Source organism: Cellulosimicrobium funkei (assembly GCF_004519295.1).
Lineage (GTDB): Bacteria > Actinomycetota > Actinomycetes > Actinomycetales > Cellulomonadaceae > Cellulosimicrobium > Cellulosimicrobium funkei.
The window spans coordinates 355,464-377,171 of record NZ_SOZH01000005.1 but is presented as its reverse complement, the minus strand read 5'-3'; the positions used below and the strand labels follow the sequence as shown (position 1 = coordinate 377,171).

Here is a 21,708-nt window from a genome sequence, read left to right as displayed (position 1 = left end):
TGCGCGGGAGTCCTAGCAGTTCAGACGAGAGTTAGCGGAGGACATGGCAAAGAAGGACGGTGTCATCGAGATCGAGGGCAGCGTGGTCGAGGCCCTGCCGAACGCGATGTTCCGCGTGGAGCTGGCCAACGGGCACAAGGTTCTCGCGCACATCTCGGGCAAGATGCGCCAGCACTACATCCGGATCCTCCCCGAGGACCGGGTCGTGGTCGAGCTGAGCCCGTACGACCTGTCCCGCGGCCGGATCGTCTACCGCTACAAGTAGTCGTCACGCGTCCACCCACTCACCCGCCTCGCACCCGGGACCACCGGGGCCGCTCGTCGGTCGCGCCCGGAGCGGGGCACCACTGAGGGAACGAAGATGAAGGTCAAGCCCAGCGTCAAGAAGATCTGCGACAAGTGCAAGGTGATCCGCCGGCACGGTCGCGTCATGGTGATCTGCGAGAACCTGCGGCACAAGCAGCGCCAGGGCTGAGCCCTCACCTGCGCCACGGGTGACGGTCCTCCGGGACCGCGATCACCAGGCCGCCCGTCACGACGACGGCCGGCCACCAGCGCACCACCACGAACCTGCTCGGCACCCCGGACGCGAGTCCGGGAGGAGAACGCCACAGGCAGGGGAACCCCCGGCTCGGAGGCCGGGGCCCACGGAGCTCCCCGTGGGAGGGCGGTGCGACAGACCTCCGACGAAGCACGAGGAGCCGAAAGGCACATGGCACGTCTCATCGGCGTCGACCTCCCCCGCGACAAGCGGCTCGAGGTCGCGCTCACCTACATCTACGGCGTCGGCCGTACCCGCGCCCAGCAGACGCTGGCCGCCACCGGCATCAGCCCGGACGCACGCGTGAAGGACCTCGGCGACGCCGAGCTCGTCGCGCTCCGCGACTACCTCGAGGGCAACTACAAGCTCGAGGGTGACCTCCGTCGTGAGGTGGCCGCCGACATCCGCCGCAAGGTCGAGATCGGCACCTACCAGGGCCTGCGTCACCGCCGCGGCCTGCCTGTGCGCGGCCAGCGCACGAAGACCAACGCGCGCACGCGCAAGGGACCGAAGCGCACCGTGGCCGGCAAGAAGAAGGCCCGCTGAGCCAGTCCGCAGGGCGGGCCCTGCTCGCGCACTGACGCGGACCTCACGGTCCGTCCCGTGCCGGGTGGAGATCCCCGCGGTCAGACCACCTCAGACCAGGAGAGAAGAAGGACATGCCTCCCAAGACTCGCGCCGCCGCTGGGCGCAAGCCTCGTCGCAAGGACAAGAAGAACGTCCCCGCCGGCCAGGCGCACATCAAGAGCACGTTCAACAACACGATCGTGTCGATCACGGACCCGTCGGGCGCCGTGATCGCGTGGGCCTCCGGCGGCGACGTCGGCTTCAAGGGCTCCCGCAAGTCGACCCCCTTCGCCGCCGGCCTCGCGGCCGAGGCCGCTGCCCGCAAGGCTCAGGAGCACGGCATGAAGAAGGTCGACGTCTTCGTCAAGGGCCCGGGCTCGGGCCGCGAGACGGCGATCCGCTCGCTGCAGTCGGCCGGCCTCGAGGTCGGCTCGATCCAGGACGTGACGCCGCAGGCGCACAACGGGTGCCGGCCGCCCAAGCGTCGTCGCGTCTGACCCTCGTCGTCGGCGTGCCGTCGACGGGCCGCCCGGTCACCGACCGGCCGAGCCCGTCGACGGCGCCCGTCACGGGGCAGCCGCCTCCTGACGGGGTCGACGCACCCTTCCCGGCCGGGTGGACAGAGTCCCGGCCGGGGCCGCGTGCCGCAGGCACGCACCTCGCCTTGAACCGTGCAGCGTCATATGGCGGACGCTCACCGAAAGGAAACCACCAGTGCTGATCGCACAGCGCCCCACCTTGACCGAAGAGGTCATCTCGGAGAACCGTTCGCGCTTCTCCATCGAGCCGCTGGAGCCCGGCTTCGGCTACACGCTCGGCAACTCGCTGCGTCGCACGCTGCTGTCGTCCATCCCGGGCGCGGCGGTCACCTCCATCCGCATCGACGGTGTGCTCCACGAGTTCACCACCGTGCCGGGTGTGAAGGAGGACGTGACCGAGGTCATCCTCAACATCAAGAACCTCGTCGTCTCCTCGGAGAACGACGAGCCCGTCGTGATGTACCTGCGCAAGCAGGGTGCTGGTGCGGTCACCGCGGCGGACATCGTCCCGCCCGCGGGTGTGGAGGTCCACAACCCCGAGCTGCACATCGCCACGCTCAACGACAAGGGCAAGCTCGAGATCGAGCTGACCGTCGAGCGCGGCCGTGGCTACGTCTCGGCCTCGCAGAACAAGTCGTTCGACGCCGAGATCGGCCGGATCCCGGTCGACTCGATCTACTCGCCGGTCCTCAAGGTGACCTACAAGGTCGAGGCGACGCGTGTCGAGCAGCGCACGGACTTCGACAAGCTGGTCGTGGACGTCGAGACGAAGCCGGCGATCTCGCCGCGCGACGCGCTCGCGTCGGCCGGCAAGACGCTGGTGGAGCTCTTCGGCCTCGCCCGCGAGCTCAACGTCGAGGCCGAGGGCATCGAGATCGGTCCGTCGCCGACGGACGCGGCCCTGGCCGCGGACCTGGCGCTGCCGATCGAGGAGCTCAACCTCACGATCCGCTCGTACAACTGCCTCAAGCGCGAGGGCATCCACCAGGTGGGCGAGCTCGTCGCACGCAGCGAGGCGGACCTGCTGGACATCCGCAACTTCGGTGCGAAGTCCATCAACGAGGTGAAGGAGAAGCTCGCCGAGCTCGGCCTGTCCCTCAAGGACTCGCCGCTCGACTTCGACCCGTCGGCCGCCGCGTACTACGACGGCGACGACGACGAGGCGACGTTCTCGGACACCGAGCAGCAGTACTGAGCCTGCGGCTCTAGACACCTCAGCGCGTCCGGGTCCGCACCTGCGGCGCGATCACTTCCCAAGGAGCACATCCCATGCCTACCCCCGCCAAGGGCCCCCGGCTCGGCAGCGGACCGGCTCACGAGCGCCTGATGCTCGCGAACCTGTCCACCCAGCTCTTCGAGCACGGCCGCATCACGACCACCGAGACCAAGGCGAAGCGCCTGCGCCCGGTGGCCGAGCGCCTCATCACGTTCGCCAAGCGCGGCGACCTGCACGCGCGCCGTCGCGTCCTGCGCGTCGTCCGCGACAAGTCCGTGGTGCACACGCTGTTCACCGAGATCGCCCCGCAGATGGCGGAGCGTGAGGGTGGCTACACGCGCATCACGAAGGTCGGCACGCGCAAGGGCGACAACGCGCCCCTCGCGGTGATCGAGCTCGTGACCGAGCCCGTCAGCCCGAAGCAGGCCGTCGTCCGCGAGGCGGAGAAGGCTGCCGAGAAGGCGAGCAAGAAGAAGGCCGACAAGCCGTCCAAGAAGGCCGACAAGGTCGAGGACACGGCCGTCGAGGACGCCGCCGTCGAGGACGCTCCCGCCGAGGACGTCCAGGACGCGCCCGTCGAGGACGCCACGGAGGAGAAGAAGGAGGCCTGAGCCTCCTCTCCCCGCCCGAGCCCTCCGGGGCTCGTCGCGCAGGGCCCGGGACCGTACGGTCCCGGGCCCTGCTGCGTCTCCGGCTCTGCCGAGTCTCCGGCCCTGCCGCGTCCCTGGCCTGCCGCGTCCCGGCCGCTCCGGGGGAGGGGCACCGTCGGGCCGGGACGGGCCGAGCGAGCGGCCGGGTTCGACCCGGACGGCGGAGACCGGCCTGCCCGAGGTCGGCCTCGTGCCCCCTCGGGTCGATCTCGCGTGGAGCAGGGCCTACGGTCGAGACGTGACCTCCACCGACGCGTCGCCCGGGACCGGGACGTGGCCGCCCGTCGTCCTCGTGCACGGGTCGCGCACCTCGCGCTCGATGTGGCGCGACCAGCTCGCGGCGCTGCGTCGCGCCGGTGTGCGGGCCGTCGCGGTCGACCTGCCGGGCCACGGTGTGCGGCGCAGCGAGGCGTTCACGCTCGACGGCGCGGTCGAGGCGGTCGCGTCCGGGATCGACGAGGTCGGCGGCCGCGCGCTCGTCGTCGGGCTGTCGCTCGGGGGCTACGTCGCGATCGAGACGCGCGCGCGGCACCCCGAGCGCGTCGTGGGGCTCGTCGCCGCCGCGTGCTCGACGCCGCCGTCGACGCGCCTGCGCGGCGGCTGGCTCGTCCTCGCGCGCGGGATCGAGCGGCTCCCGGACGGGGGAGCCGGGCTGAACCAGGCGCTCGTCGACCGGGCGATGACGGCCCAGGCCGCCGCCGACCTCGCGGCCGGCGGGTTCGCCCTCGACGTCATGAGCGCGATCCTGCGCGAGGTGGGGTCGGTCGACCCGGTCCGGGCCCTCGCGGCGGCGGACTCGCCGGTCTGGCTCGTCAACGGGCGCTGGGACCACTTCCGGCTGGGGGAGCGCGGGTTCCTCGCCGCGGCGCGCGCGGGCGGGGGCCCGGCCCGGCTCGTCGTCGTCCCGGGCGCGCGGCACCTGGTGAGCCTGGACGCGCCCGTGGCGTTCAACCGCGTCCTGCTCGACGCGCACGGCGCGCTCGCCGCGGGCGCGCCGCCGGGGGGCGGGGACGAGGGCGCGCCACCGGGCCTCCTCGAGCCCGCCGCGGCCGCGCCCAGGCCGCGCACCGCGGACGGGGCGCCGGACCGCGGCACGGCCGGTCGCTGAGGCGTCAGGCCGGCGGGAGGTCCCACGCCCGGGCGCCCCCGACGAGGGCCGCCGAGTTCGGCACCACGACGACGTCGTCGCCGAGCCGGTCGAGGACGCTCGGGGTGATGCGCCGCGAGTTGCCCCCGCCCAGGTAGAGGCGGTCCCACCAGAACACGGGCCGCAGCCCCTCGACGACCGCGAGGACGCGGCGCGACCAGAGCCCGTCGCCGAGGCGGCGGCGCTCGGGCTCGCCGACGTACTCGTCGTACGTGGTGCCCCGCCGCACCGGGGCGCGCGACCACTCGAGGTGCGGCGCGAGCCGGCCCCCGTGGAACAGCGCGGAGCCGAGCCCCGTCCCCAGCGTCAGCACCAGCTCGAGCCCGGACGCCGCGACGACGCCCGCGCCGTGCACCTCGGCGTCGTTGAGCACGAGCGCCGGGACGCCGAGCCGGCGCTCGACCGCCGCGCGGACGTCGAAGCTCGTCCAGGCCTCGACGAGCGCGGGGTCCACGCGCGAGCGGGGCCCGCTGAGCGTCACGTAGTGGGGCGTGTGCACGACGACGCCGCGCCGGATCATCCCGGGCATGCCCACCGTGATGCGGTCGGCGGGAGGCAGCGTGGCCGCGATGCCCGCGACCGTCTCGACGAGGAGGTCGGGCGGGAGGGGGTAGGGCGTGGGGACGCGCACCGCCGCGGCGTGCGCGGTGCCCGACGCGTCGAGCACGTTCGCCTTGATGCCGCCCCCGCCGCAGTCGACGGCGAGGGTGCGGACGTCGTGCGGGTCGCCGGTCATGGGCGGCAGCGTAGGCACGGCGGCGCGCGCGGCGCACGGGCGGGCGACTACGGTGAACTCCCGTGACCGCCGTCCCGCCCCCCGCCCTCCCGGACCCCGACGCCCCGCGACCCGACGTGCCGGACGACGTCGTGCGCGTGCGCCTGGACCTCGCCTACCAGGGGACGGCGTTCGCCGGCTGGGCCCGGCAGCCGACGCTGCGCACGGTGCAGGGCACGCTCGAGGACGGGCTCGCGACGATCCTGCGGGGCGCGGCGCCGCGGCTCACGGTGGCGGGGCGCACGGACGCGGGCGTGCACGCGCGGGGGCAGGTCGCGCACGTCGACCTCACGCGGGCGCAGTGGGAGGCGCTGCCCGGCCGGTCCGACCGCGCGCCGGGGGACGCGCTCGTCGCGCGGCTGGGCGGCGTGCTGCCGGGGGACGTCGTCGTGCACCGTGCCGCGCCGGCCCCGGCCGGGTTCGACGCCCGATTCTCCGCGCTGCACCGCGCGTACACCTACCGCGTCGCGGACGACCCGGCGCAGCGCGACCCCCTGCGCCGGGAGTGGGTGCTGTGGAACCGGCGGCCGCTCGACGTCGCGGCGATGGACGCCGCCGTGCGGCCCCTGCTCGGGGTGCGGGACTTCGCGGCCTTCTGCAAGCCGCGACCCGGCGCGACGACCATCCGGGAGCTGCAGCACCTGTCGTGGTCGCGCCCGGCGGACGGGCCCGACGCGGGGCTCGTGGTCGCGCACGTCCGCGCGGACGCGTTCTGCCACAACATGGTGCGCGCGCTCGTCGGCGCGTCGCTCGCGGTCGGAGAGGGGCGCCGCGACATCGGGTGGCCCGCGGAGCTCCTCGCGAGCCGGCGCCGGGACGCGGGGGCGGGCGTCGTGCCGGCGCACGGGCTCGTGCTCGAGGAGGTCACCTACCCGCCCGACGCGGAGCTCGCGGCGCGTGCCGACCGCATCCGCGCCGTGCGGAACGAGGAGGACGTCTGGGAGGACGCGCCGCCCCGCGAGCCGGCCTGAGCCGGACGCGGGCGGGCGCTCGCCCTCAGGGCTCCTCGACGACGTGGACGGCGGCCTCCTCGGCGCCCGCGGCGCCCCCGGAGATCCCCTCGTCGTCGGCGTACGTGTCGTTCTGGCGCCCGTCGAGGGCGTCGGGGTCCGCGACGAGGCGGCCCGCGCGGGTCTCGTCGGGCCGCTCGGCCGGGTCGCGCTCCCACTCCTCCGGCTCCTCCTCGGCGAGGCGCTGGTCGAGCGTCTCGCCGTGCACCTCTTCCCACGGCGTCTCGCCGAAGTGGTTCGAGCGGGGGCGCTCGGGCGGGGAGTAGCCCTCGTCGAGCACGTCGTCCACGCCGCGGTCGAGGAGCGTCTCCTCGGGCTGGAGCTGGTCGGTGTCGCCCTCGGCGCCCGTCTCCGGGTCGGGGCTCGTGGCGGTGGTGTCTTCGCTCATGCGTCCCACCCTGGCACCTCACGGGGACGGACGCAGCCCCGGACGCGAGTGCCTGCGAGGGCGCCCGGCCGGGACTACGGTGGGGCCGCACCGCGCCCCGGTGCGCACCCGCTGGAGCACCCCTGAACCGGAGGACGACCCCATGGCCGGCATCGACGACATCCTGTCCACCGTCCCGCTCGACCAGCTCGCCGGTCGGCTCGGCGTCGACGAGGCGACGGCGCAGCGCGCGGTGGGCGCGGCGCTGCCCGCGCTGCTGGGCGGGCTGCGCGCCAACGCGCAGGACCCGGCGGGCGCGGCGTCGCTCGGTGAGGCCCTCGCGCAGCACGACCCGGCGCTCGTGGAGGGCGGCGTCGACCTCGACGACGTCGACACCGACGACGGCCGCAAGATCGTCGGGCACGTGTTCGGGCAGAACGAGCAGGCTGTCGTCGCGCAGCTCGCCCGGTCGACGGGCACCGGCAAGGACCTGCTCGCGAAGGTGCTGCCCGCGCTCGCGCCGATCGCGCTGGCCTTCCTCGCGAAGCAGCTCGGCGGCGCCGGGTCGTCGGGCGGCGTCCCGACCGGCACCTCAGGCGGCACGGCGGGCGGTACCGCGGCGGGGAAGGGCGCGGGCGAGCGGCCGGGCGCCTCGCAGACCGGCGAGGGCGGCCTGGGCGACGTCCTCGGCGGGCTCCTGGGCGGCGGGTCGGGCGCCGGCGGCGGTCTCGGCGACCTCCTGGGCGGGCTGGGCGGCCTCCTCGGCGGCGGCCGGCGCTGAGCCGTCCCGCCATCCCGGCGTCCCGCCATCCCGGCGTCCCGCCACCCGCCATCCCGCCACCCGGCGTCCCGCGTCTCGGCGCCCGCCGGCCGTGGTGCCGGGCGGCGGGTGGCGTCGGCCCGGCCGAAGTGCCGGACGCCGGGGTCCGCAAAGCGCGTGACCGCGCGGCCGACGTCGGGGACCATGACGGGGTGGGACACCTCGACCTCAGCGACGTCACGTATCACCTGCCCGACGGGCGCACCCTGCTCGACGGCGTCGACCTGCGGGTCGCGGACGGCGCGCGCGTCGCGCTCGTGGGGCCCAACGGCGTCGGGAAGTCGACGCTGCTGCGCATCGTCACCGGTGAGGTCGCCCCGCACGGCGGTGCCGTCGTGCGCAGCGGCGGGCTCGGGGTGATGCGCCAGGACGTCGGCCGCATCGACGACGACCGCACGGTGCGCGACCTTCTCGTCGGGCTCGCGCCGACCGCCGTCCGCGAGGCGGCGCTCGAGCTCGCGGCTGCCGAGCACGACATCATGACGGTCGACGACGAGCCCGCCCAGCTCCGCTACGCCCAGGCCCTCGTGGACTGGGCGGACGTGGGCGGCTACGACGCCGAGGCCGGCTGGGACGAGGTGACCGACGAGGTGCTGTCGGTCCCGTTCGAGAAGGCGCAGTGGCGCGACGTGCGGTCGCTGTCCGGGGGCGAGCAGAAGCGGCTCGCGCTCACGGCCCTGCTCCGCGGGCCGGAGGAGGTCCTGCTGCTCGACGAGCCGGACAACCACCTCGACGTGCCGACGAAGCGCTGGCTCGAGGAGCGGCTCGTCGCGTCGTCCAAGACGGTCCTCTTCGTGTCCCACGACCGCGAGCTGCTGTCGCGCACCGCGACCCAGGTCGCGACGCTCGAGCCGACGCCGGGCGGCGGCACGGTGTGGGTGCACGGCGGCGGCTTCGCGACGTACGCCCAGGCCCGTGCGGACCGGCGCGACCGGCTCGCCGAGCTCGCGCGCCGCTGGGACGAGGAGCACACCAAGCTCCAGGAGCTCGTGCGGACGCTCAAGACGAAGGCCGCGTTCAACGACGGCCTCGCGAGCCGGTACCAGGCCGCGCGCACCCGCCTGCGCAAGTTCGAGGAGGCGGGGCGTCCCGAGGTGGTCGCGCGCGACCAGAACGTGACCGTGCGGCTCACGGGCGGGCGGACGGCCAAGCGCGCGGTGACGTGCGAGCGGCTCGAGCTCACGGGGCTCATGAAGCCGTTCGACGTCGAGGTGTTCTTCGGCGAGCGCATCGCGGTGCTCGGCTCGAACGGCTCGGGCAAGTCCCACTTCCTGCGCCTCCTCGCCGCGGGCGGGAGCGACCCCGAGCCGGGCACCGTGCCCGACGACGTGGCCGGCAGCCCGGCGGCGCCCGCTCCCGTGGCGCACACGGGCCGGGCCGTGCTCGGGTCGCGGGTGCGGCCGGGGTGGTTCGCGCAGAACCACGACCACCCGGAGCTGCGGGGGCGCACGCTGCTGGAGATCCTCCACCGCGGTGAGGGGCACCGGGCGGGCATGGGGCGCGAGGGCGCGAGCCGGGCGCTCGACCGGTACGAGCTCGTGGGCCAGGCCGAGCAGCGCTTCGAGACGCTCTCGGGCGGCCAGCAGGCGCGCTTCCAGATCCTGCTCCTCGAGCTCGACGGCGCGACGCTGCTCCTGCTCGACGAGCCGACCGACAACCTCGACCTGCACTCGGCGGAGGCGCTCGAGGCGGGGCTCGCGGCCTTCCAGGGCACCGTGCTCGCGGTGACGCACGACCGGTGGTTCGCGCGCGGCTTCGACCGGTTCCTCGTGTTCCGCGAGGACGGCGAGGTCGTCGAGGCACCGGAGCCGGTCTGGGACGTCGAGCGCGTCCGTCGGGCGCGCTAGCCCTCCCTATCCTGGTGGGCATGGCCGTCCACAAGATCGTGCTCTTCTACGCCTTCACGCCGCTTCCGGACCCGCGTGCCGTGCAGCTCTGGCAGCAGGCGCTGGGGGAGCGGTGGCACCTCACGGGTCGCGTGATCGTGTCGGAGCACGGGATCAACGCGACCCTCGGCGGGACGGTCGAGGACCTCAAGCAGTACGTGAAGACGACGCGCCGGTACCCGGGCTTCGAGGGCGTCGACGTCAAGTGGTCCGACGGCACGGGCCGCGACTTCCCGCGCCTGTCCGTCAAGGTGCGCCCCGAGCTCGTCGCGTTCGGCGTGCCGGACGAGGTCCGGGTCGACGAGCACGGCGTCGTCGGCGGCGGGGAGCGGCTGAGCCCGCAGGCCCTGCACGACCTCGTCGAGGAGCGCGGCGACGACGTCGTGATGCTCGACGGCCGCAACGCGTTCGAGGCGGCCATCGGCCGCTTCCGCGGGGCCGTCGTGCCCGACGTCGCGACCACGCGGGACTTCGTCGCCGAGATCGACTCGGGCCGCTACGACGACCTCAAGGGGCGGCCCGTCGTCACGTACTGCACGGGGGGCGTGCGGTGCGAGGTGCTGTCGGCCCTGCTGCGCGCCCGCGGGTTCGAGGAGGTGTACCAGCTCGACGGCGGCGTCGTGCGCTACGGCGAGGTGTTCGGCTCGCAGGGGCTGTGGGAGGGGTCGCTCTACGTGTTCGACGAGCGCATGCACGTCGAGCTCGGCCCGGGGTCGACGCCGCTCGGCGCGTGCACGGCGTGCGGGGCGCCGACGGCGAAGTACGAGAACTGCGCCGACCCGAGCTGCCGGACCCTGCGCCTGTACTGCCCCGGCTGCGTCCACGAGGCCCGCTCGACGCGCTGCGAGACGTGCGTCCGGGAGCGCCCGGCCGCTTTGACCGGCGGCCTGCCTCGCGGGTAGTCTGGTGAGTCGTTGTGCTCATCTCACGACACCCGTGTCGCTAGCGCGCCCACTCGCTGCCGGCCAAGGAGCGGGTGTCGACCGAGCCCGCCGCGCAACGACCTGCCCTCTCGGCCGCACGCTTCAGCGGTCGAAGAAGACATCCTGAGACAGAAACGAAGGCTACGACCGTGCGTACGTACACCCCGAAGCCCGGCGACGTCCAGCGCGACTGGTACGTCATCGACGCGACCGACGTCGTCCTGGGCCGCCTGGCCACCCACGTGGCCACCCTGCTGCGCGGCAAGCACAAGCCGACCTTCGCTCCGCACGTCGACGGCGGTGACTTCGTCATCGTCATCAACGCCGGCAAGGTCGCCCTGAGCGGCAACAAGCGCGAGCAGAAGATGGCCTACAACCACTCCGGTTACCCGGGTGGTCTACGTGCCGTCGCCTACGGCGACCTGCTCGACAAGCACCCCGAGCGTGCCGTCGAGAAGGCCGTCCGGGGCATGCTCCCCAAGACGACCCTCGGTCGCGCCCAGTTCGGCAAGCTGAAGGTCTACGCGGGTGCCGAGCACCCGCACGCCGCTCAGCAGCCGAAGCCGTTCGAGATCACCCAGGTCGCGCAGTAATCGCCGCCCAGGCGTAGCGCACAGAGAGACGCGAGGACACCACCCGTGGCCGAGACCACCGTCGACACCGACACCCTGGGCGACGAGACGCCCAGCACCTACACCTCCGAGTCCGCCGCCCCCACGGGCCGCGGCCAGAGCATCACCGCCCCCGGCCAGGCCCTGGGCCGCCGCAAGGAGGCCGTGGCGCGCGTGCGCCTCGTCCCCGGCACCGGCACCTGGAAGGTCAACGGGCGCACGCTCGAGGACTACTTCCCGAACAAGGTCCACCAGCAGCTCGTCAACTCCCCGCTGAAGCTGGTCGACGTCGAGGGTCGCTTCGACGTCGTCGCCCGCATCACGGGCGGCGGCTCCTCGGGCCAGGCCGGCGCGCTGCGCCTGGCGATCGCGCGCGCGCTCAACGCGATCGACGCCGAGCACAACCGCCCCGCGCTGAAGAAGGCCGGCTTCCTCACTCGCGACGCCCGCGTCGTCGAGCGCAAGAAGGCCGGTCTCAAGAAGGCCCGCAAGGCACCGCAGTACTCCAAGCGCTGATCCTGCGCTGTGCGCTCGTCGGCCCCGGTGGACCTCGTCCACCGGGGCCGACGGCGTTTGTGAGGAGCGGTGACCAAGACCCGTCGACGGCGGGCAGCGGCTGACGGTCGTACGGTCGGCGTACGGCCGGTACGAGGGGAAGGACTTCCATGGGACGGCTTTTCGGCACCGACGGGGTGCGCGGTCTCGCGAACGGCAACGTGACGGCGGAGCTCGCGCTGGACCTCGGCGTCGCCGCGGCCCGCGTGCTCGCGAGCGGTCAGGAGGAAGGGCACCGCCCGCGCGCGGTCGTCGGGCGCGACACGCGCGTGTCCGGGGAGTTCCTCGGCGCGGCGCTCATCGCGGGGCTCGCGAGCGCGGGCGTCGACGTGAAGGACGTCGGAGTCCTGCCGACCCCGGCGGTCGCCTACCTGACGAGCACCATGGACGTCGACTTCGGCGTCGTCATCTCGGCGTCGCACAACCCCATGCAGGACAACGGGATCAAGTTCCTCGCGCGCGGCGGCGTGAAGCTCGACGACGCGGTCGAGGACCGCATCGAGAGCCTCCTGGGCCAGGAGTGGGAGCGCCCGACGCACGGCGTCGTCGGCCGCATCTCCCCGGACTCGGGCCGCGCGGGCGGCGCGTACGTCGAGCACCTCATGTCGAGCATCGGCGCCGACGAGGACCACAAGCCGCTGGCCGGCCTGCGGATCGCGGTCGACTGCGCGAACGGCGCGGCGAGCGACGTCGGGCCCGCGGCGCTGCGTGCGGCCGGGGCGGACGTCGTCGTCATCAACGCGAGCCCCGACGGCCGCAACATCAACGCGGCGTGCGGCTCGAACCACCCGGAGCAGCTCCAGGCCGTCGTCGTCGCGTCCGAGGCCGACTTCGGCGTCGCGTTCGACGGCGACGCGGACCGCTGCATCGCGGTCGACCACGGGGGCACCGTCGTCGACGGCGACCAGATCATGGGCGTCCTCGCCCTCGCGCTCAAGGACGAGGGCGCGCTCCCGCACGACACGCTCGTCGTGACGGTCATGAGCAACCTGGGGCTCCTCCTCGCGATGCGCGCGGCGGGGATCAGCACCGTCCAGACGGCGGTCGGCGACCGGTACGTGCTCGAGGAGATGCGCGCCCACGGCTACGGCCTGGGCGGCGAGCAGTCAGGCCACATCGTCATGTCGCGCTACGCGACGACGGGCGACGGCGTGCTCACGGCCCTCCAGCTCGCGGCGCGGGTGCGCGCGACGGGCCAGAAGCTCGCGGACCTCGCGGGTGTCGTGCAGCGGCTCCCGCAGACCCTCCTCAACGTCCCGGGCGTGGACAAGGCGCGCGCGTCGACCGACGAGGCGCTGCTGGCCGCGGTCGCCGGTGCGGAGCGCTCGCTCGGCGAGACGGGGCGGGTGCTCCTGCGGCCGTCGGGCACCGAGCCGCTCGTCCGGGTCATGGTCGAGGCGGCGACGCAGCAGCAGGCCGACGCGGTCGCCGGGCAGCTCGCGGGCGTCGTGCGCGAGCGGCTCGCCCTGTGAGCGCGTCGGGACGGCCGACGGGACGCGAGGCGGGCACGAGCGTGCGGCAGGGGGTCGACGAGGCGCTGCGCGAGCACGTGCTCGCGCTCCTCGCCGCCTACCCCGACGGCGTCCTGCCGATCGTGCAGGCCGGCCACCCCGTGCTGCGCACGCCGGCCGTGCCGTACGCGGGCCAGCTCGGCGACGCGCTGCCGAGCTTCCTCGACGCGATGCGCGCGACCATGCGCGCGGCGCCCGGAGTGGGGCTCGCCGCGCCGCAGGTCGGCCTCGGCCTCGCGGTGGCCGTGGTCGAGGACCCGGGTGCCCCGGACGTCGACGACGACCGGGAGCGAAGCCCCCTGGAGTACCGGGTGCTCGTGAACCCGCGCTACGAGGTCGTCGGCGAGGAGACCCGCACGTTCTTCGAGGGCTGCCTCTCCGTGCACGGCTGGCAGGCCGAGCGGACGCGCGCCCACGCCGTCCGGCTCACGGGCCAGGACGAGGCCGGCGAGCCGTTCGACGACGTGCTGACCGGGTGGCCCGCGCGCATCGTCCAGCACGAGACGGACCACCTGCGGGGCGAGCTCTACCTCGACGCCGCCGACCTGCGCACGCTGTCCTCGACCCTCGGGGTCGCGCGGCTCCCGGGCGCCGGGAACTAGCCCACCGGGCGTCCGCGGCCCCTGGTCCTCACGACGTACGGGCCCGCCGCGGGAAGTCGTCCGCCGGGATGACGACCCTGCCGCGGCGGGCACGGCAGAATCGTCACGGGCGCGGCACCGTCGCGCCCGGGGTCCTCAGGGGTGAACCGGGGGTCTCCCTGATGGTCGTCGTCCTCGCGCTCCGTAGGCTTGTCCTGGTGCAGGACGACCGACCTGCCGCCACCGCCCGCCTGGCCTCCCCGCCAGCAGACGAACGAGGACGCCGTTGCCGGACGCCGTGTCGACCTTCCTGGAGAATCTCGAGCACTGGATTCTCGCCCTCGCGGCGTCCGCGTGGATCTATCCCGCCCTGTTCGGCTTCGCGACGATCGACGGGTTCTTCCCGCCGGTCCCCAGCGAGTCGGTCGTCATCACGCTCGCGGTCTCCGCGCACGCGACCGGCGAGCCGAACCTCGTCCTCGTGCTCCTCGTCGCGGCCCTGGGTGCCTGGACCGGGGACCAGATCGCGTTCGCGATCGGTCGCGCCGTCGGCACGGAGCGTCTGCGCATCCTGCGCACGCCCCGCGGGCGGCGCGCCGTGGGGTGGGCCGAGCGCGCCCTCGCGCACCGCGGGGCGTCGTTCATCCTCGCGGCGCGCTACATCCCCGTGGGCCGCGTCGCGGTGAACATGACGGCCGGCGCCGTCGGGTACCCGCGGCGTCGGTTCATGGCGTTCTCCGGCATCGCGGCGGTGACGTGGGCCGTCTACTCGGTGCTCATCGGGCTCGTCGCCGCCCGCTGGCTGGGCCACGAGCCGCTGCTCGCGATGGTCGTGGGCATCGTGCTGGGCGTCGGGAGCGGGTTCGTCATCGACCGCGTGCTCATGATGCGCGCGCGCCAGCGCGGCGAGCTGCCGCCGACGGCGCGGGTGCCTGTCGGAGAGGATGCGACCGACCCGGCCGGGGCCGCGCCGACGACCGGCGGGACGCCGGCCGCGACCGCGCCCGGCGGGGGCGCGACGGCCGGCGGGAACCCCGCGACCGGGCCGGTGACCGGCGCGCCCGCGCCCCGTCCGCGCGCGGCGGACGCCTCCGGGACGGTGCCGCCCGGGTCGTCGGGGGCGACGTCGTCGGGCACGCCGCCCCGCGCGACCTGACCCTGCCCTGTGCTGAGCGTGCCGCCTCAGAGCTTGCGCAGGCGGACGCGCTGGACCGAGTGGTCCGAGCCCTTCGTGAGGACGAGGGTCGCGCGGCCGCGCGTCGGCAGGATGTTCTGCTCGAGGTTCGGCGCGTTGATCGCGTCCCAGATCGACTTCGCCCGCTCCACCGCCTGCTCGTCCGTGAGGTCGGCGTAGCGGCGGAAGTACGACTCGGGGCGCGCGAACGCGGTGCGGCGCAGCGCGAGGAACCGGTCGACGTACCACTGGCGGATGTTGCGCGTGCGGGCGTCCACGTAGATCGAGAAGTCGAAGAAGTCCGACACGGCGACGGTCGACTCGTCGTGCGCGCTCGGGCGCGCCGGCTGGAGCACGTTGAGGCCCTCGACGACGAGGACGTCGGGCTTGCGGACGACGGCCTCGGCCCCCGGCACGATGTCGTACGTGAGGTGGTCGTAGACGGGGGCCCGCACCTCGGCGTGCCCCGCCTTGACCTTGGACAGGAACCGGATGAGCGCGCGACGGTCGTAGGACTCGGGGAAGCCCTTGCGGTCCATGAGGCCGCGGCGCGCGAGCTCCGCGTTGGGGTAGAGGAAGCCGTCGGTCGTGATGAGCTCGACGCGCGGCGTCTCCGGCCAGCGGGCCAGCATCTCGCGCAGCACGCGCGCCGTCGTCGACTTCCCGACGGCCACGGAGCCGGCCACGCCGATGACGTACGGCGTGTTGCCGGTCTCCTCGCGCAGGAACGTCGACGTCGCCTCGTGCAGGCCGGACGTCGCGGTGACGTAGAGGTTGAGCAGGCGCGAGAGCGGCCGGTAGACGGCGTCGACCTCGGCGAGGTCGATCGGGTCACCGAGGCCGCGCAGGCGCGCGACGTCGTCGTCGGTCAGCGGCAGCGGCGTCGACTCCGACAGCCGGCTCCACACGGCCCGGTCGAGATCGACGTACGGCGAGGACGACGGCGCGGCCAGGTGGGCCCGCAGGAGGTCGGACGGGTCGTCGGCGGGGGAGGACACCCGCCCGATTCTGCCGGATGCGCGCCCGTGCCGGTGCACGGGGCGGCTTCGCGTCCCGACGAGGGCACCGCGAGGCCGCCCTCCGCGGGTCGTCTCAGCGGGCGTCGTCCGCCCCGCGCGCGGCCCGACGACGGCGCGGCGCCGGCTCGACGGCGGGCCCCGGGCCGGGGAGCGCGAGGTCGGGCAGGCGGGCCATGAGGGCGAGCGCGTCGGCCGGGGCGTGGGCGTCCACGTCGTTGTCGAAGTAGACCTCGACGTCGTGGCCCGCGGCGTGCCAGGCGCGCACGCGCTCGGCCCACGCGTCGAGCACGTGCGGCCGGTAGCCGCTGCGGTAGAGCTCCTGGTCCCCGTGCAGGCGCACGTACACGAGCGGGCTCGTGACCGCCTCGACGAGCGGCCACCGGCCCGCGCCGTCCGACACGGCGAACGCCACCCCGTGCCGGCGCAGGAGGTCGAGCGCCTCCGGCGTGGCGAACGACGCGTGCCGCGGCTCGAGCGCGTGCACGAGCGGGCGGTCCGCGTCGGTCTCCGTCCAGGCGGGCGCGCGCAGGCGGTCGTCGTGCTCGTGCGCGAGCCGCGCCGCCTCGCCGGTGGTGCGCGGCAGGAGCGTGAGGAACGCGTCGAGCAGGTCGTGGTCGAAGGTGGTGCGCGCGGGGAGCTGCCACAGGACGGGCCCGAGCCTGCTGCTGAGCGCGAGGACGCCGCTCGCGAGGAAGTTGGCGACCGGCGTCCGCACGTCCCGCAGCCGCTTCATGTGGGTGACGAAGCGCGGTCCCTTGACCGCGAACGTGAAGCCCTCGGGAGTCTGGTCGCGCCACGCGACGAACGACGACGGCCGCTGCAACGAGTAGAACGACCCGTTGAGCTCGACGGCGGGGAAGAGCGAGGCGACGTGCTCGAGCTCGCGGCGCTGGGGGAGCCCCGCGGGGTAGAACGGTCCGCGCCAGTCGGCGTACCGCCACCCCGAGAGACCGATCCGGACGGTGGGCACGAGCACCAGCCTCGCGGTGCCGCGCGTCCCACGCCCGGCGAACGCGCCACGGGCCGGGACACGACGAGGCCGCGGGCGCGAGGACGGCTCGCGCGCCGCGGGGGCCCCGATTAGGCAGCGGACCTCACGAAGAACCGCGGGATCGCGCGGCCCCGAAGCGCCGCGGGTCCGTGGCTAGACTCGATCACCATGTGCGGAATCGTGGGCTACGTAGGCCCTGGAACCATGGTCGGAGAGGCCTCGGGGCGACCCCTCGACGTCGCTCTCGAAGGACTCGGACGGCTCGAGTACCGCGGCTACGACTCGGCCGGGGTCGCGCTCGTCGCGCCCGGCGTCGACGCCGTCGCGTTCGCGAAGAAGTCCGGCAAGCTCGCGAACCTCGTGCAGGAGATCGAGACGCACCCGCTGCCCGCGGCGACCGCGTCGATCGGGCACACGCGGTGGGCGACGCACGGCGGCCCGACGGACACCAACGCGCACCCCCACCTCGCGGACGACGACCGCCTCGCCGTGATCCACAACGGCATCGTCGAGAACTTCGCGACCCTCAAGGCCGAGCTCCTCGCCGAGGGCGTGACGTTCCGGTCCGAGACCGACACCGAGGTCGCGGCGCAGCTCCTCGCGCGGGCGTACCGCGACACGAAGGACCTCACGCTCGCGATGGGGCAGGTGGCGCGGCGGCTCGAGGGCACCTTCACGCTCCTCGCCGTGCACGCCGACGCCCCCGACACGGTCGTGGGTGCGCGGCACGACTCGCCGCTCGTCGTCGGGCTGGGCGAGGGCGAGAACTTCCTGGGCTCCGACGTCGCGGCGTTCATCTCCCACACCAAGGAGGCGCTCGAGCTCGGGCAGGACCAGATCGTCACGATCACCCCGACGTCGGTCGAGGTGACCGACTTCGACGGCAACCCGGCCGAGGCGAAGCGCTACACGGTCGACTGGGACGCGGCCGCCGCGGAGAAGGGCGGCTTCTCGTCCTTCATGGACAAGGAGATCCACGACCAGCCGCACGCCGTCGCCGACACCCTGCTCGGCCGCACCGACCCGTCGGGCAAGCTCGTGCTCGACGACCTGCGCATCGACGAGGCCGTGCTGCGCTCGGTCGACAAGATCATCGTCGTCGCGTGCGGCACGGCGGCCTACTCGGGCCACGTCGCGAAGTACGCGATCGAGCACTGGTGCCGCATCCCGGTCGAGGTCGAGCTCGCGCACGAGTTCCGCTACCGCGACCCGATCGTCGACGAGAAGACGCTCGTCGTCGCCGTGACCCAGTCCGGCGAGACCATGGACACGCTCATGGCCGTGCGCCACGCGCGCGAGCAGGGCGCGAAGGTCATCTCGATCGTCAACACGCACGGGTCGACGATCCCGCGCGAGTCCGACGCCGTGCTCTACACGCACGCCGGCCCGGAGATCGCCGTCGCCTCGACGAAGGCCTTCCTGTCGCAGATCACCGCCGCGTACCTCCTGGGCCTCTACCTCGCGCAGCTGCGCGGGAACAAGTTCCCCGACGAGATCGCGGCGATCCTCGAGGACCTGCGCGAGATGCCGCGCAAGATCCAGACCGTCATCGAGCGCGGCGAGTACGTGCGCGCGACCGCCCGGTCGATGAAGGACGCCTCGTCCGTGCTGTTCCTCGGGCGCCACGTCGGGTTCCCCGTCGCGCTCGAGGGCGCGCTCAAGCTCAAGGAGCTGGCGTACATCCACGCGGAGGGCTTCGCGGCCGGCGAGCTCAAGCACGGGCCGATCGCGCTGATCGACGAGGGCCAGCCGGTGTTCGTCGTCGTGCCGTCGCCGAAGGGCCGCGAGGGCCTGCACTCCAAGGTCATCTCGAACATCCAGGAGATCCGGGCGCGCGGCGCACGCACGCTCGTCATCGCCGAGGACGGGGACGACGCCGTGCGTCCCTACGCGGACGAGATCTTCTGGATCCCCGAGTCCCCGACGCTGCTCTCGCCGCTGCTGGCCGTCGTGCCGCTGCAGATCTTCGCGATGGCGCTCGCGACGGCGAAGGGCCTCGACGTCGACCAGCCGCGCAACCTCGCGAAGTCGGTCACGGTCGAGTAGCCCTCCCGGCCCCGCCCCCGCCCACGCGCCGACCAGGTGGTCCTGGTTCGTCCGGTCTCCCGGACGAACCAGGACCACCTGCTCGTGGAGGCGGGGAGGCCTGGTCACCACCGTAGGGTGGACGCATGATCAAGGGCGTGGGGATCGACGTCGTGGACGTCGCGCGGTTCATGGAGACCCTGGAGCGCACGCCCCGGCTCCGCGAGAAGCTGTTCACCGAGGCCGAGCGTGACCTGCCTCCCGCGTCGCTCGCCGCGCGGTTCGCGGCGAAGGAAGCCATCGCCAAGGCGCTGGGTGCCCCCGCGGGCATGCGCTGGCACGACGCGACGGTGCACCGCGTCGTCGGCGGCCCGCCGGAGGTCGAGATCACCGGCACGGTCGCGGCACGTGCGGACGCGCTCGGCATCACGGCCTGGCACCTGAGCATCTCGCACGACGCCGGGATCGCCTCAGCGATGGTCGTCGCAGAGGGCTGACCCCATCCCGCCGAACATGCCGTTGCCGCCCGTCAACGAAGCCGGACGGGCTCCCACCGCATGGTGAACGGCGGCCGTGGGGTCTCGGCGTCGTCCACAGGACGCGACGTCGGGTCGTTGTCCACAGGTCAGTCGCCTGGCCCGACGACGACGGGTCCTCGTGCGGTGGGGTGGCACCCGTGCGTCGTGCTCAGATTCCCCCGTCACTGCTCTCCGTCGCCGCGGTCCAGGGCGGTCTCGTCTCCATCGTCCAGTGCCGAGGGCACGGCCTGAGCGACAAGGACGTGGCCGGCCTGACGCGCCGGGCGACCCTCGTGCGCGTGACGCGCGGCGTCTACGACGTCAGTACCGCGCCGCTCGCCGACCGGTCGTGGGACGAGCGCCGAGCCCGGGCCGCGTGGACGGGCCTGCTCGCCTTCGGCGAGGACGCGGTGGCGGGCGGGCCCTGTGCGCTCGTCCTCCACGGCGTCCGTGGGCTGCCGCCGACCCTCCGGCCCGAGGCAGCCGTCCCTCGTGGGCGCAACCGGCTCGACCGCGACGGGATCGCGCTACGGCAGTTCGACGCAGGCATGACGGCCGTCGAGATTCGGGGCAGGCGGGTCGTGACGCTCGACTGGGCGCTCGCGCAGGCTGTCCCCGAGCTCCCGCGCGCGAACGGCCTCGCCGTGCTCGACTCCGCCCTCCACCAGGACCTCATCGACGCGGACGGGCTGCGCCGCGCGCACGAGCACGCGCGCGGGAGACGCGGTGTCGCCAGTCGACACACGCTGTGGGAGATGGCCGACGCGCGGGCCGAGTCACCCCTCGAGTCCTTCGCCCGGCTCGACTGCATCGACGAGGGCGTGCCGCCGCACACGCTGCAGCTTCCCGTCCACGACCACGGCGGGAGGGTCGTCGCACGGGGCGACCTGGCCTGGCGCTACCGCGACGGTCGGTGGCTCGTCGCCGAGCTGGACGGTCAGGATGTCCACAGCACTCCGCATGCGGTGTTCTCAGACCGAACCCGGCAGAACACTCTGGTCGCGACGGGAAGGATCGACGTCCTGCGCTTCACAGGTCGCGACGTCGGGACGATCGGCCGTACTGTCCGGGTGGCTCTGCACAGAAACGGCGGAAGGCCCCCGCCGAGCATGGGGTCGTGGCCCGTCGGGTCGCTCTGACAGGCCACGACCCCATGCTCGGCGGACTGCCCGAGGAGGGGGAAGGGGAGAGAGTCAGCGCTGGAGGGCCGGGATGACCTGGCGCTGGAAGAGCTCGAGCTGGTCGCGGTCGGTCGCGGCGAAGGGGAAGTAGCCGATCGCGTAGCCGAGGCCCTGGGCGCGCAGCACCGTGAGGGTCTCGACGATCTGCTCCGGTGTCCCGACGAGGGGGCCGTTGCGCCACGACGCGATGCTGTCGTCCGCCTTCTCGGGGAAGTACCGGCGGGCGTGCTCCTCGACGCGGGCGAGGCGGTCCGCGACGTCCCGCTCGGTCTCGCCGATGACGACGTTGTAGTTGGCCGACCGCGTGATCTCCCCGAAGTCGCGGCCCAGGTCGCGGCAGTGCTGCTCGAGCACGGCGGACTTGCGGGCGAAGCCCTCCGGCGACCCGTCGAAGTTCGTGTACTGGGCGTGCTGAGCCGCGATGCGCAGCGTCTTCTTCTCGCCGCCGCCCGCGATCCACAGGGGGATGCTCGGCACGGCACCCTCGCCGTCGACCGCCACGCGCTGCAGCGGCTGCGGGTAGCACAGCGCGCCGTCCACCTGGTAGCGCCGGCCCTCGAACGTGCCCGACGACCCCGTGCGCCACATGCGCGCCATGATCTGCACGCCCTCGTCGAGCGCGCGCAGGCGCTCGCCAGCGCTGGGGAAGCCGTACCCGTAGGCGCGCCACTCGTGCTCGTACCAGCCCGCGCCGATGCCCATCTCGAGGCGGCCGCCCGAGACGTGGTCGACCGTCGCGGCGACCTTCGCGAGGTAGGTCGGCTCGCGGTACGCCATGCACGTGCACATCTGGCCCAGGCGCACGCGCTGCGACGCCGCGGCGAACGCCGCCATGAGCGTCCACGCCTCGTGGGTCGCCTCGGTGCTCGGGGTCGGCGTCGTGTGGAAGTGGTCGTAGACCCACACCCCGTCCCACGCGAACTCGCCGCCGGGCAGGGGCTCGCCCGCCGCCGCGTTGTCGGCGTAGTGGAGCAGGGAGAGCATGGTCTTCCAGTGGTCCTCGGGCGCGACGTCGACGAGGTCGTAGCGCCAGCCCTGCGGGATGAAGAGTCCGAATCGCATGCTCGTCACCCTATGCGGGTCCGCGCGGCCCGCAGCGCG

At 73.9% G+C, this 21,708-nt stretch carries 24 protein-coding genes; 19 read left to right on the top strand and 5 right to left on the bottom strand.

What is annotated here, in order from left to right; all coding sequences use genetic code 11:
• Window positions 1–43 precede the first annotated feature (43 nt).
• The 7 genes from infA (at window position 44) to E1O70_RS10260 (ending at window position 4,621) form a co-directional block, all read left to right on the top strand.
• Window positions 44–265 carry a translation initiation factor IF-1 gene (gene infA / locus E1O70_RS10290; RefSeq protein WP_012867920.1) on the top strand — a complete coding sequence of 74 codons (222 nt, stop codon included), beginning with the start codon at window positions 44–46 and terminating at the stop codon, window positions 263–265.
• A 96-nt stretch (window positions 266–361) separates the two neighbouring features.
• Window positions 362–475, top strand: coding sequence for a 50S ribosomal protein L36 (gene rpmJ, locus E1O70_RS10285; RefSeq protein ID WP_009740505.1), 114 nt, complete (start codon window positions 362–364; stop codon window positions 473–475).
• A gap of 237 nt (window positions 476–712) precedes the next feature.
• A complete protein-coding gene (gene rpsM, locus E1O70_RS10280) occupies window positions 713–1,087 on the top strand; it encodes a 30S ribosomal protein S13 (protein ID WP_021479758.1) in 375 nt (124 codons plus the stop codon).
• 113 nt (window positions 1,088–1,200) lie between these two features.
• Window positions 1,201–1,605 carry a 30S ribosomal protein S11 gene (gene rpsK, locus E1O70_RS10275; RefSeq protein WP_021479759.1) on the top strand — a complete coding sequence of 135 codons (405 nt, stop codon included), beginning with the start codon at window positions 1,201–1,203 and terminating at the stop codon, window positions 1,603–1,605.
• Between the two features lie 217 nt (window positions 1,606–1,822).
• Window positions 1,823–2,842, top strand: coding sequence for a DNA-directed RNA polymerase subunit alpha (locus tag E1O70_RS10270; protein WP_021479760.1), 1,020 nt, complete (start codon window positions 1,823–1,825; stop codon window positions 2,840–2,842).
• Window positions 2,843–2,916: 74 nt separating this feature from the next.
• A complete protein-coding gene (gene rplQ / locus E1O70_RS10265; protein ID WP_061268661.1) occupies window positions 2,917–3,474 on the top strand; it encodes a 50S ribosomal protein L17 in 558 nt (185 codons plus the stop codon).
• A 277-nt stretch (window positions 3,475–3,751) separates the two neighbouring features.
• Window positions 3,752–4,621 (top strand): alpha/beta fold hydrolase, encoded by an 870-nt coding sequence (locus E1O70_RS10260; protein WP_255218753.1) that lies wholly within the window; start codon window positions 3,752–3,754, stop codon window positions 4,619–4,621.
• Window positions 4,622–4,625: 4 nt separating this feature from the next.
• On the opposite strand, the gene E1O70_RS10255 is transcribed toward E1O70_RS10260, so the two are convergent.
• A complete protein-coding gene (locus tag E1O70_RS10255; RefSeq protein ID WP_061268660.1) occupies window positions 4,626–5,396 on the bottom strand; it encodes an ROK family protein in 771 nt (256 codons plus the stop codon).
• A 116-nt stretch (window positions 5,397–5,512) separates the two neighbouring features.
• Between E1O70_RS10255 and truA the strand changes: the two genes are divergently transcribed.
• A complete protein-coding gene (gene truA, locus E1O70_RS10250; RefSeq protein ID WP_061268671.1) occupies window positions 5,513–6,406 on the top strand; it encodes a tRNA pseudouridine(38-40) synthase TruA in 894 nt (297 codons plus the stop codon).
• 25 nt (window positions 6,407–6,431) lie between these two features.
• Here the strand turns inward: truA and E1O70_RS10245 are convergent, their stop codons facing one another.
• Window positions 6,432–6,833, bottom strand: a complete 402-nt coding sequence (locus E1O70_RS10245; RefSeq protein ID WP_043652004.1) for a DUF5709 domain-containing protein — start codon at window positions 6,831–6,833, stop codon at window positions 6,432–6,434.
• A gap of 142 nt (window positions 6,834–6,975) precedes the next feature.
• Between E1O70_RS10245 and E1O70_RS20580 the strand changes: the two genes are divergently transcribed.
• The 8 genes from E1O70_RS20580 (at window position 6,976) to E1O70_RS10205 (ending at window position 14,855) form a co-directional block, all read left to right on the top strand.
• A complete protein-coding gene (locus E1O70_RS20580; RefSeq protein WP_061268659.1) occupies window positions 6,976–7,593 on the top strand; it encodes a DUF937 domain-containing protein in 618 nt (205 codons plus the stop codon).
• A 191-nt stretch (window positions 7,594–7,784) separates the two neighbouring features.
• Window positions 7,785–9,479, top strand: coding sequence for an ABC-F family ATP-binding cassette domain-containing protein (locus E1O70_RS10235; protein ID WP_061268658.1), 1,695 nt, complete (start codon window positions 7,785–7,787; stop codon window positions 9,477–9,479).
• A 20-nt stretch (window positions 9,480–9,499) separates the two neighbouring features.
• Complete coding sequence (trhO, locus tag E1O70_RS10230; protein ID WP_082774673.1) at window positions 9,500–10,420, top strand: oxygen-dependent tRNA uridine(34) hydroxylase TrhO; 921 nt, start codon at window positions 9,500–9,502, stop codon at window positions 10,418–10,420.
• Window positions 10,421–10,590: 170 nt separating this feature from the next.
• Entirely contained in the window at window positions 10,591–11,034 is a 444-nt protein-coding gene (gene rplM / locus E1O70_RS10225) for a 50S ribosomal protein L13 (protein ID WP_021479847.1), read from the top strand.
• A gap of 45 nt (window positions 11,035–11,079) precedes the next feature.
• Window positions 11,080–11,568, top strand: coding sequence for a 30S ribosomal protein S9 (rpsI, locus tag E1O70_RS10220; protein WP_021479846.1), 489 nt, complete (start codon window positions 11,080–11,082; stop codon window positions 11,566–11,568).
• 149 nt (window positions 11,569–11,717) lie between these two features.
• Entirely contained in the window at window positions 11,718–13,079 is a 1,362-nt protein-coding gene (gene glmM, locus E1O70_RS10215) for a phosphoglucosamine mutase (protein ID WP_043658749.1), read from the top strand.
• The gene (locus tag E1O70_RS10210) at window positions 13,076–13,720 is read left to right on the top strand and encodes a peptide deformylase (RefSeq protein ID WP_370670921.1); all 645 of its coding nucleotides are present in this window, start codon (window positions 13,076–13,078) and stop codon (window positions 13,718–13,720) included. Before glmM ends, E1O70_RS10210 begins: the two co-directional genes overlap by 4 nt.
• Window positions 13,721–13,985: 265 nt before the next feature.
• Window positions 13,986–14,855, top strand: coding sequence for a DedA family protein (locus E1O70_RS10205; RefSeq protein WP_082774672.1), 870 nt, complete (start codon window positions 13,986–13,988; stop codon window positions 14,853–14,855).
• A 26-nt stretch (window positions 14,856–14,881) separates the two neighbouring features.
• Here E1O70_RS10205 and coaA read toward each other — a convergent pair whose 3' ends face one another.
• Window positions 14,882–15,871, bottom strand: a complete 990-nt coding sequence (gene coaA, locus E1O70_RS10200; protein WP_044144243.1) for a type I pantothenate kinase — start codon at window positions 15,869–15,871, stop codon at window positions 14,882–14,884.
• 94 nt (window positions 15,872–15,965) lie between these two features.
• Entirely contained in the window at window positions 15,966–16,862 is an 897-nt protein-coding gene (locus tag E1O70_RS10195) for a DUF72 domain-containing protein (protein ID WP_128957547.1), read from the bottom strand.
• 189 nt (window positions 16,863–17,051) lie between these two features.
• Between E1O70_RS10195 and glmS the strand changes: the two genes are divergently transcribed.
• The 3 genes from glmS (at window position 17,052) to E1O70_RS10180 (ending at window position 20,565) form a co-directional block, all read left to right on the top strand.
• Window positions 17,052–18,929, top strand: a complete 1,878-nt coding sequence (gene glmS, locus E1O70_RS10190; protein ID WP_061268657.1) for a glutamine--fructose-6-phosphate transaminase (isomerizing) — start codon at window positions 17,052–17,054, stop codon at window positions 18,927–18,929.
• Window positions 18,930–19,054: 125 nt separating this feature from the next.
• Window positions 19,055–19,405, top strand: a complete 351-nt coding sequence (locus E1O70_RS10185; RefSeq protein ID WP_021482029.1) for a holo-ACP synthase — start codon at window positions 19,055–19,057, stop codon at window positions 19,403–19,405.
• A gap of 179 nt (window positions 19,406–19,584) precedes the next feature.
• Window positions 19,585–20,565 carry a type IV toxin-antitoxin system AbiEi family antitoxin domain-containing protein gene (locus E1O70_RS10180; RefSeq protein ID WP_061268656.1) on the top strand — a complete coding sequence of 327 codons (981 nt, stop codon included), beginning with the start codon at window positions 19,585–19,587 and terminating at the stop codon, window positions 20,563–20,565.
• Between the two features lie 54 nt (window positions 20,566–20,619).
• Here the strand turns inward: E1O70_RS10180 and E1O70_RS10175 are convergent, their stop codons facing one another.
• Window positions 20,620–21,669 (bottom strand): TIGR03560 family F420-dependent LLM class oxidoreductase, encoded by a 1,050-nt coding sequence (locus E1O70_RS10175; RefSeq protein WP_061268669.1) that lies wholly within the window; start codon window positions 21,667–21,669, stop codon window positions 20,620–20,622.
• Between the last annotated feature and the right edge of the window lie 39 nt (window positions 21,670–21,708).

Coding starts and splice junctions, on each gene's coding strand:
- infA (WP_012867920.1), top strand. CDS start 44: ATGGCAAAGAAGGACGGTGTCATCGAGATCGAGGGCAGCGTGGTCGAG.
- rpmJ (WP_009740505.1), top strand. CDS start 362: ATGAAGGTCAAGCCCAGCGTCAAGAAGATCTGCGACAAGTGCAAGGTG.
- rpsM (WP_021479758.1), top strand. CDS start 713: ATGGCACGTCTCATCGGCGTCGACCTCCCCCGCGACAAGCGGCTCGAG.
- rpsK (WP_021479759.1), top strand. CDS start 1,201: ATGCCTCCCAAGACTCGCGCCGCCGCTGGGCGCAAGCCTCGTCGCAAG.
- rplQ (WP_061268661.1), top strand. CDS start 2,917: ATGCCTACCCCCGCCAAGGGCCCCCGGCTCGGCAGCGGACCGGCTCAC.
- E1O70_RS10255 (WP_061268660.1), bottom strand. CDS start 5,396: ATGACCGGCGACCCGCACGACGTCCGCACCCTCGCCGTCGACTGCGGC.
- E1O70_RS10245 (WP_043652004.1), bottom strand. CDS start 6,833: ATGAGCGAAGACACCACCGCCACGAGCCCCGACCCGGAGACGGGCGCC.
- E1O70_RS20580 (WP_061268659.1), top strand. CDS start 6,976: ATGGCCGGCATCGACGACATCCTGTCCACCGTCCCGCTCGACCAGCTC.
- trhO (WP_082774673.1), top strand. CDS start 9,500: ATGGCCGTCCACAAGATCGTGCTCTTCTACGCCTTCACGCCGCTTCCG.
- glmM (WP_043658749.1), top strand. CDS start 11,718: ATGGGACGGCTTTTCGGCACCGACGGGGTGCGCGGTCTCGCGAACGGC.
- glmS (WP_061268657.1), top strand. CDS start 17,052: ATGTGCGGAATCGTGGGCTACGTAGGCCCTGGAACCATGGTCGGAGAG.
- E1O70_RS10185 (WP_021482029.1), top strand. CDS start 19,055: ATGATCAAGGGCGTGGGGATCGACGTCGTGGACGTCGCGCGGTTCATG.
- E1O70_RS10175 (WP_061268669.1), bottom strand. CDS start 21,669: ATGCGATTCGGACTCTTCATCCCGCAGGGCTGGCGCTACGACCTCGTC.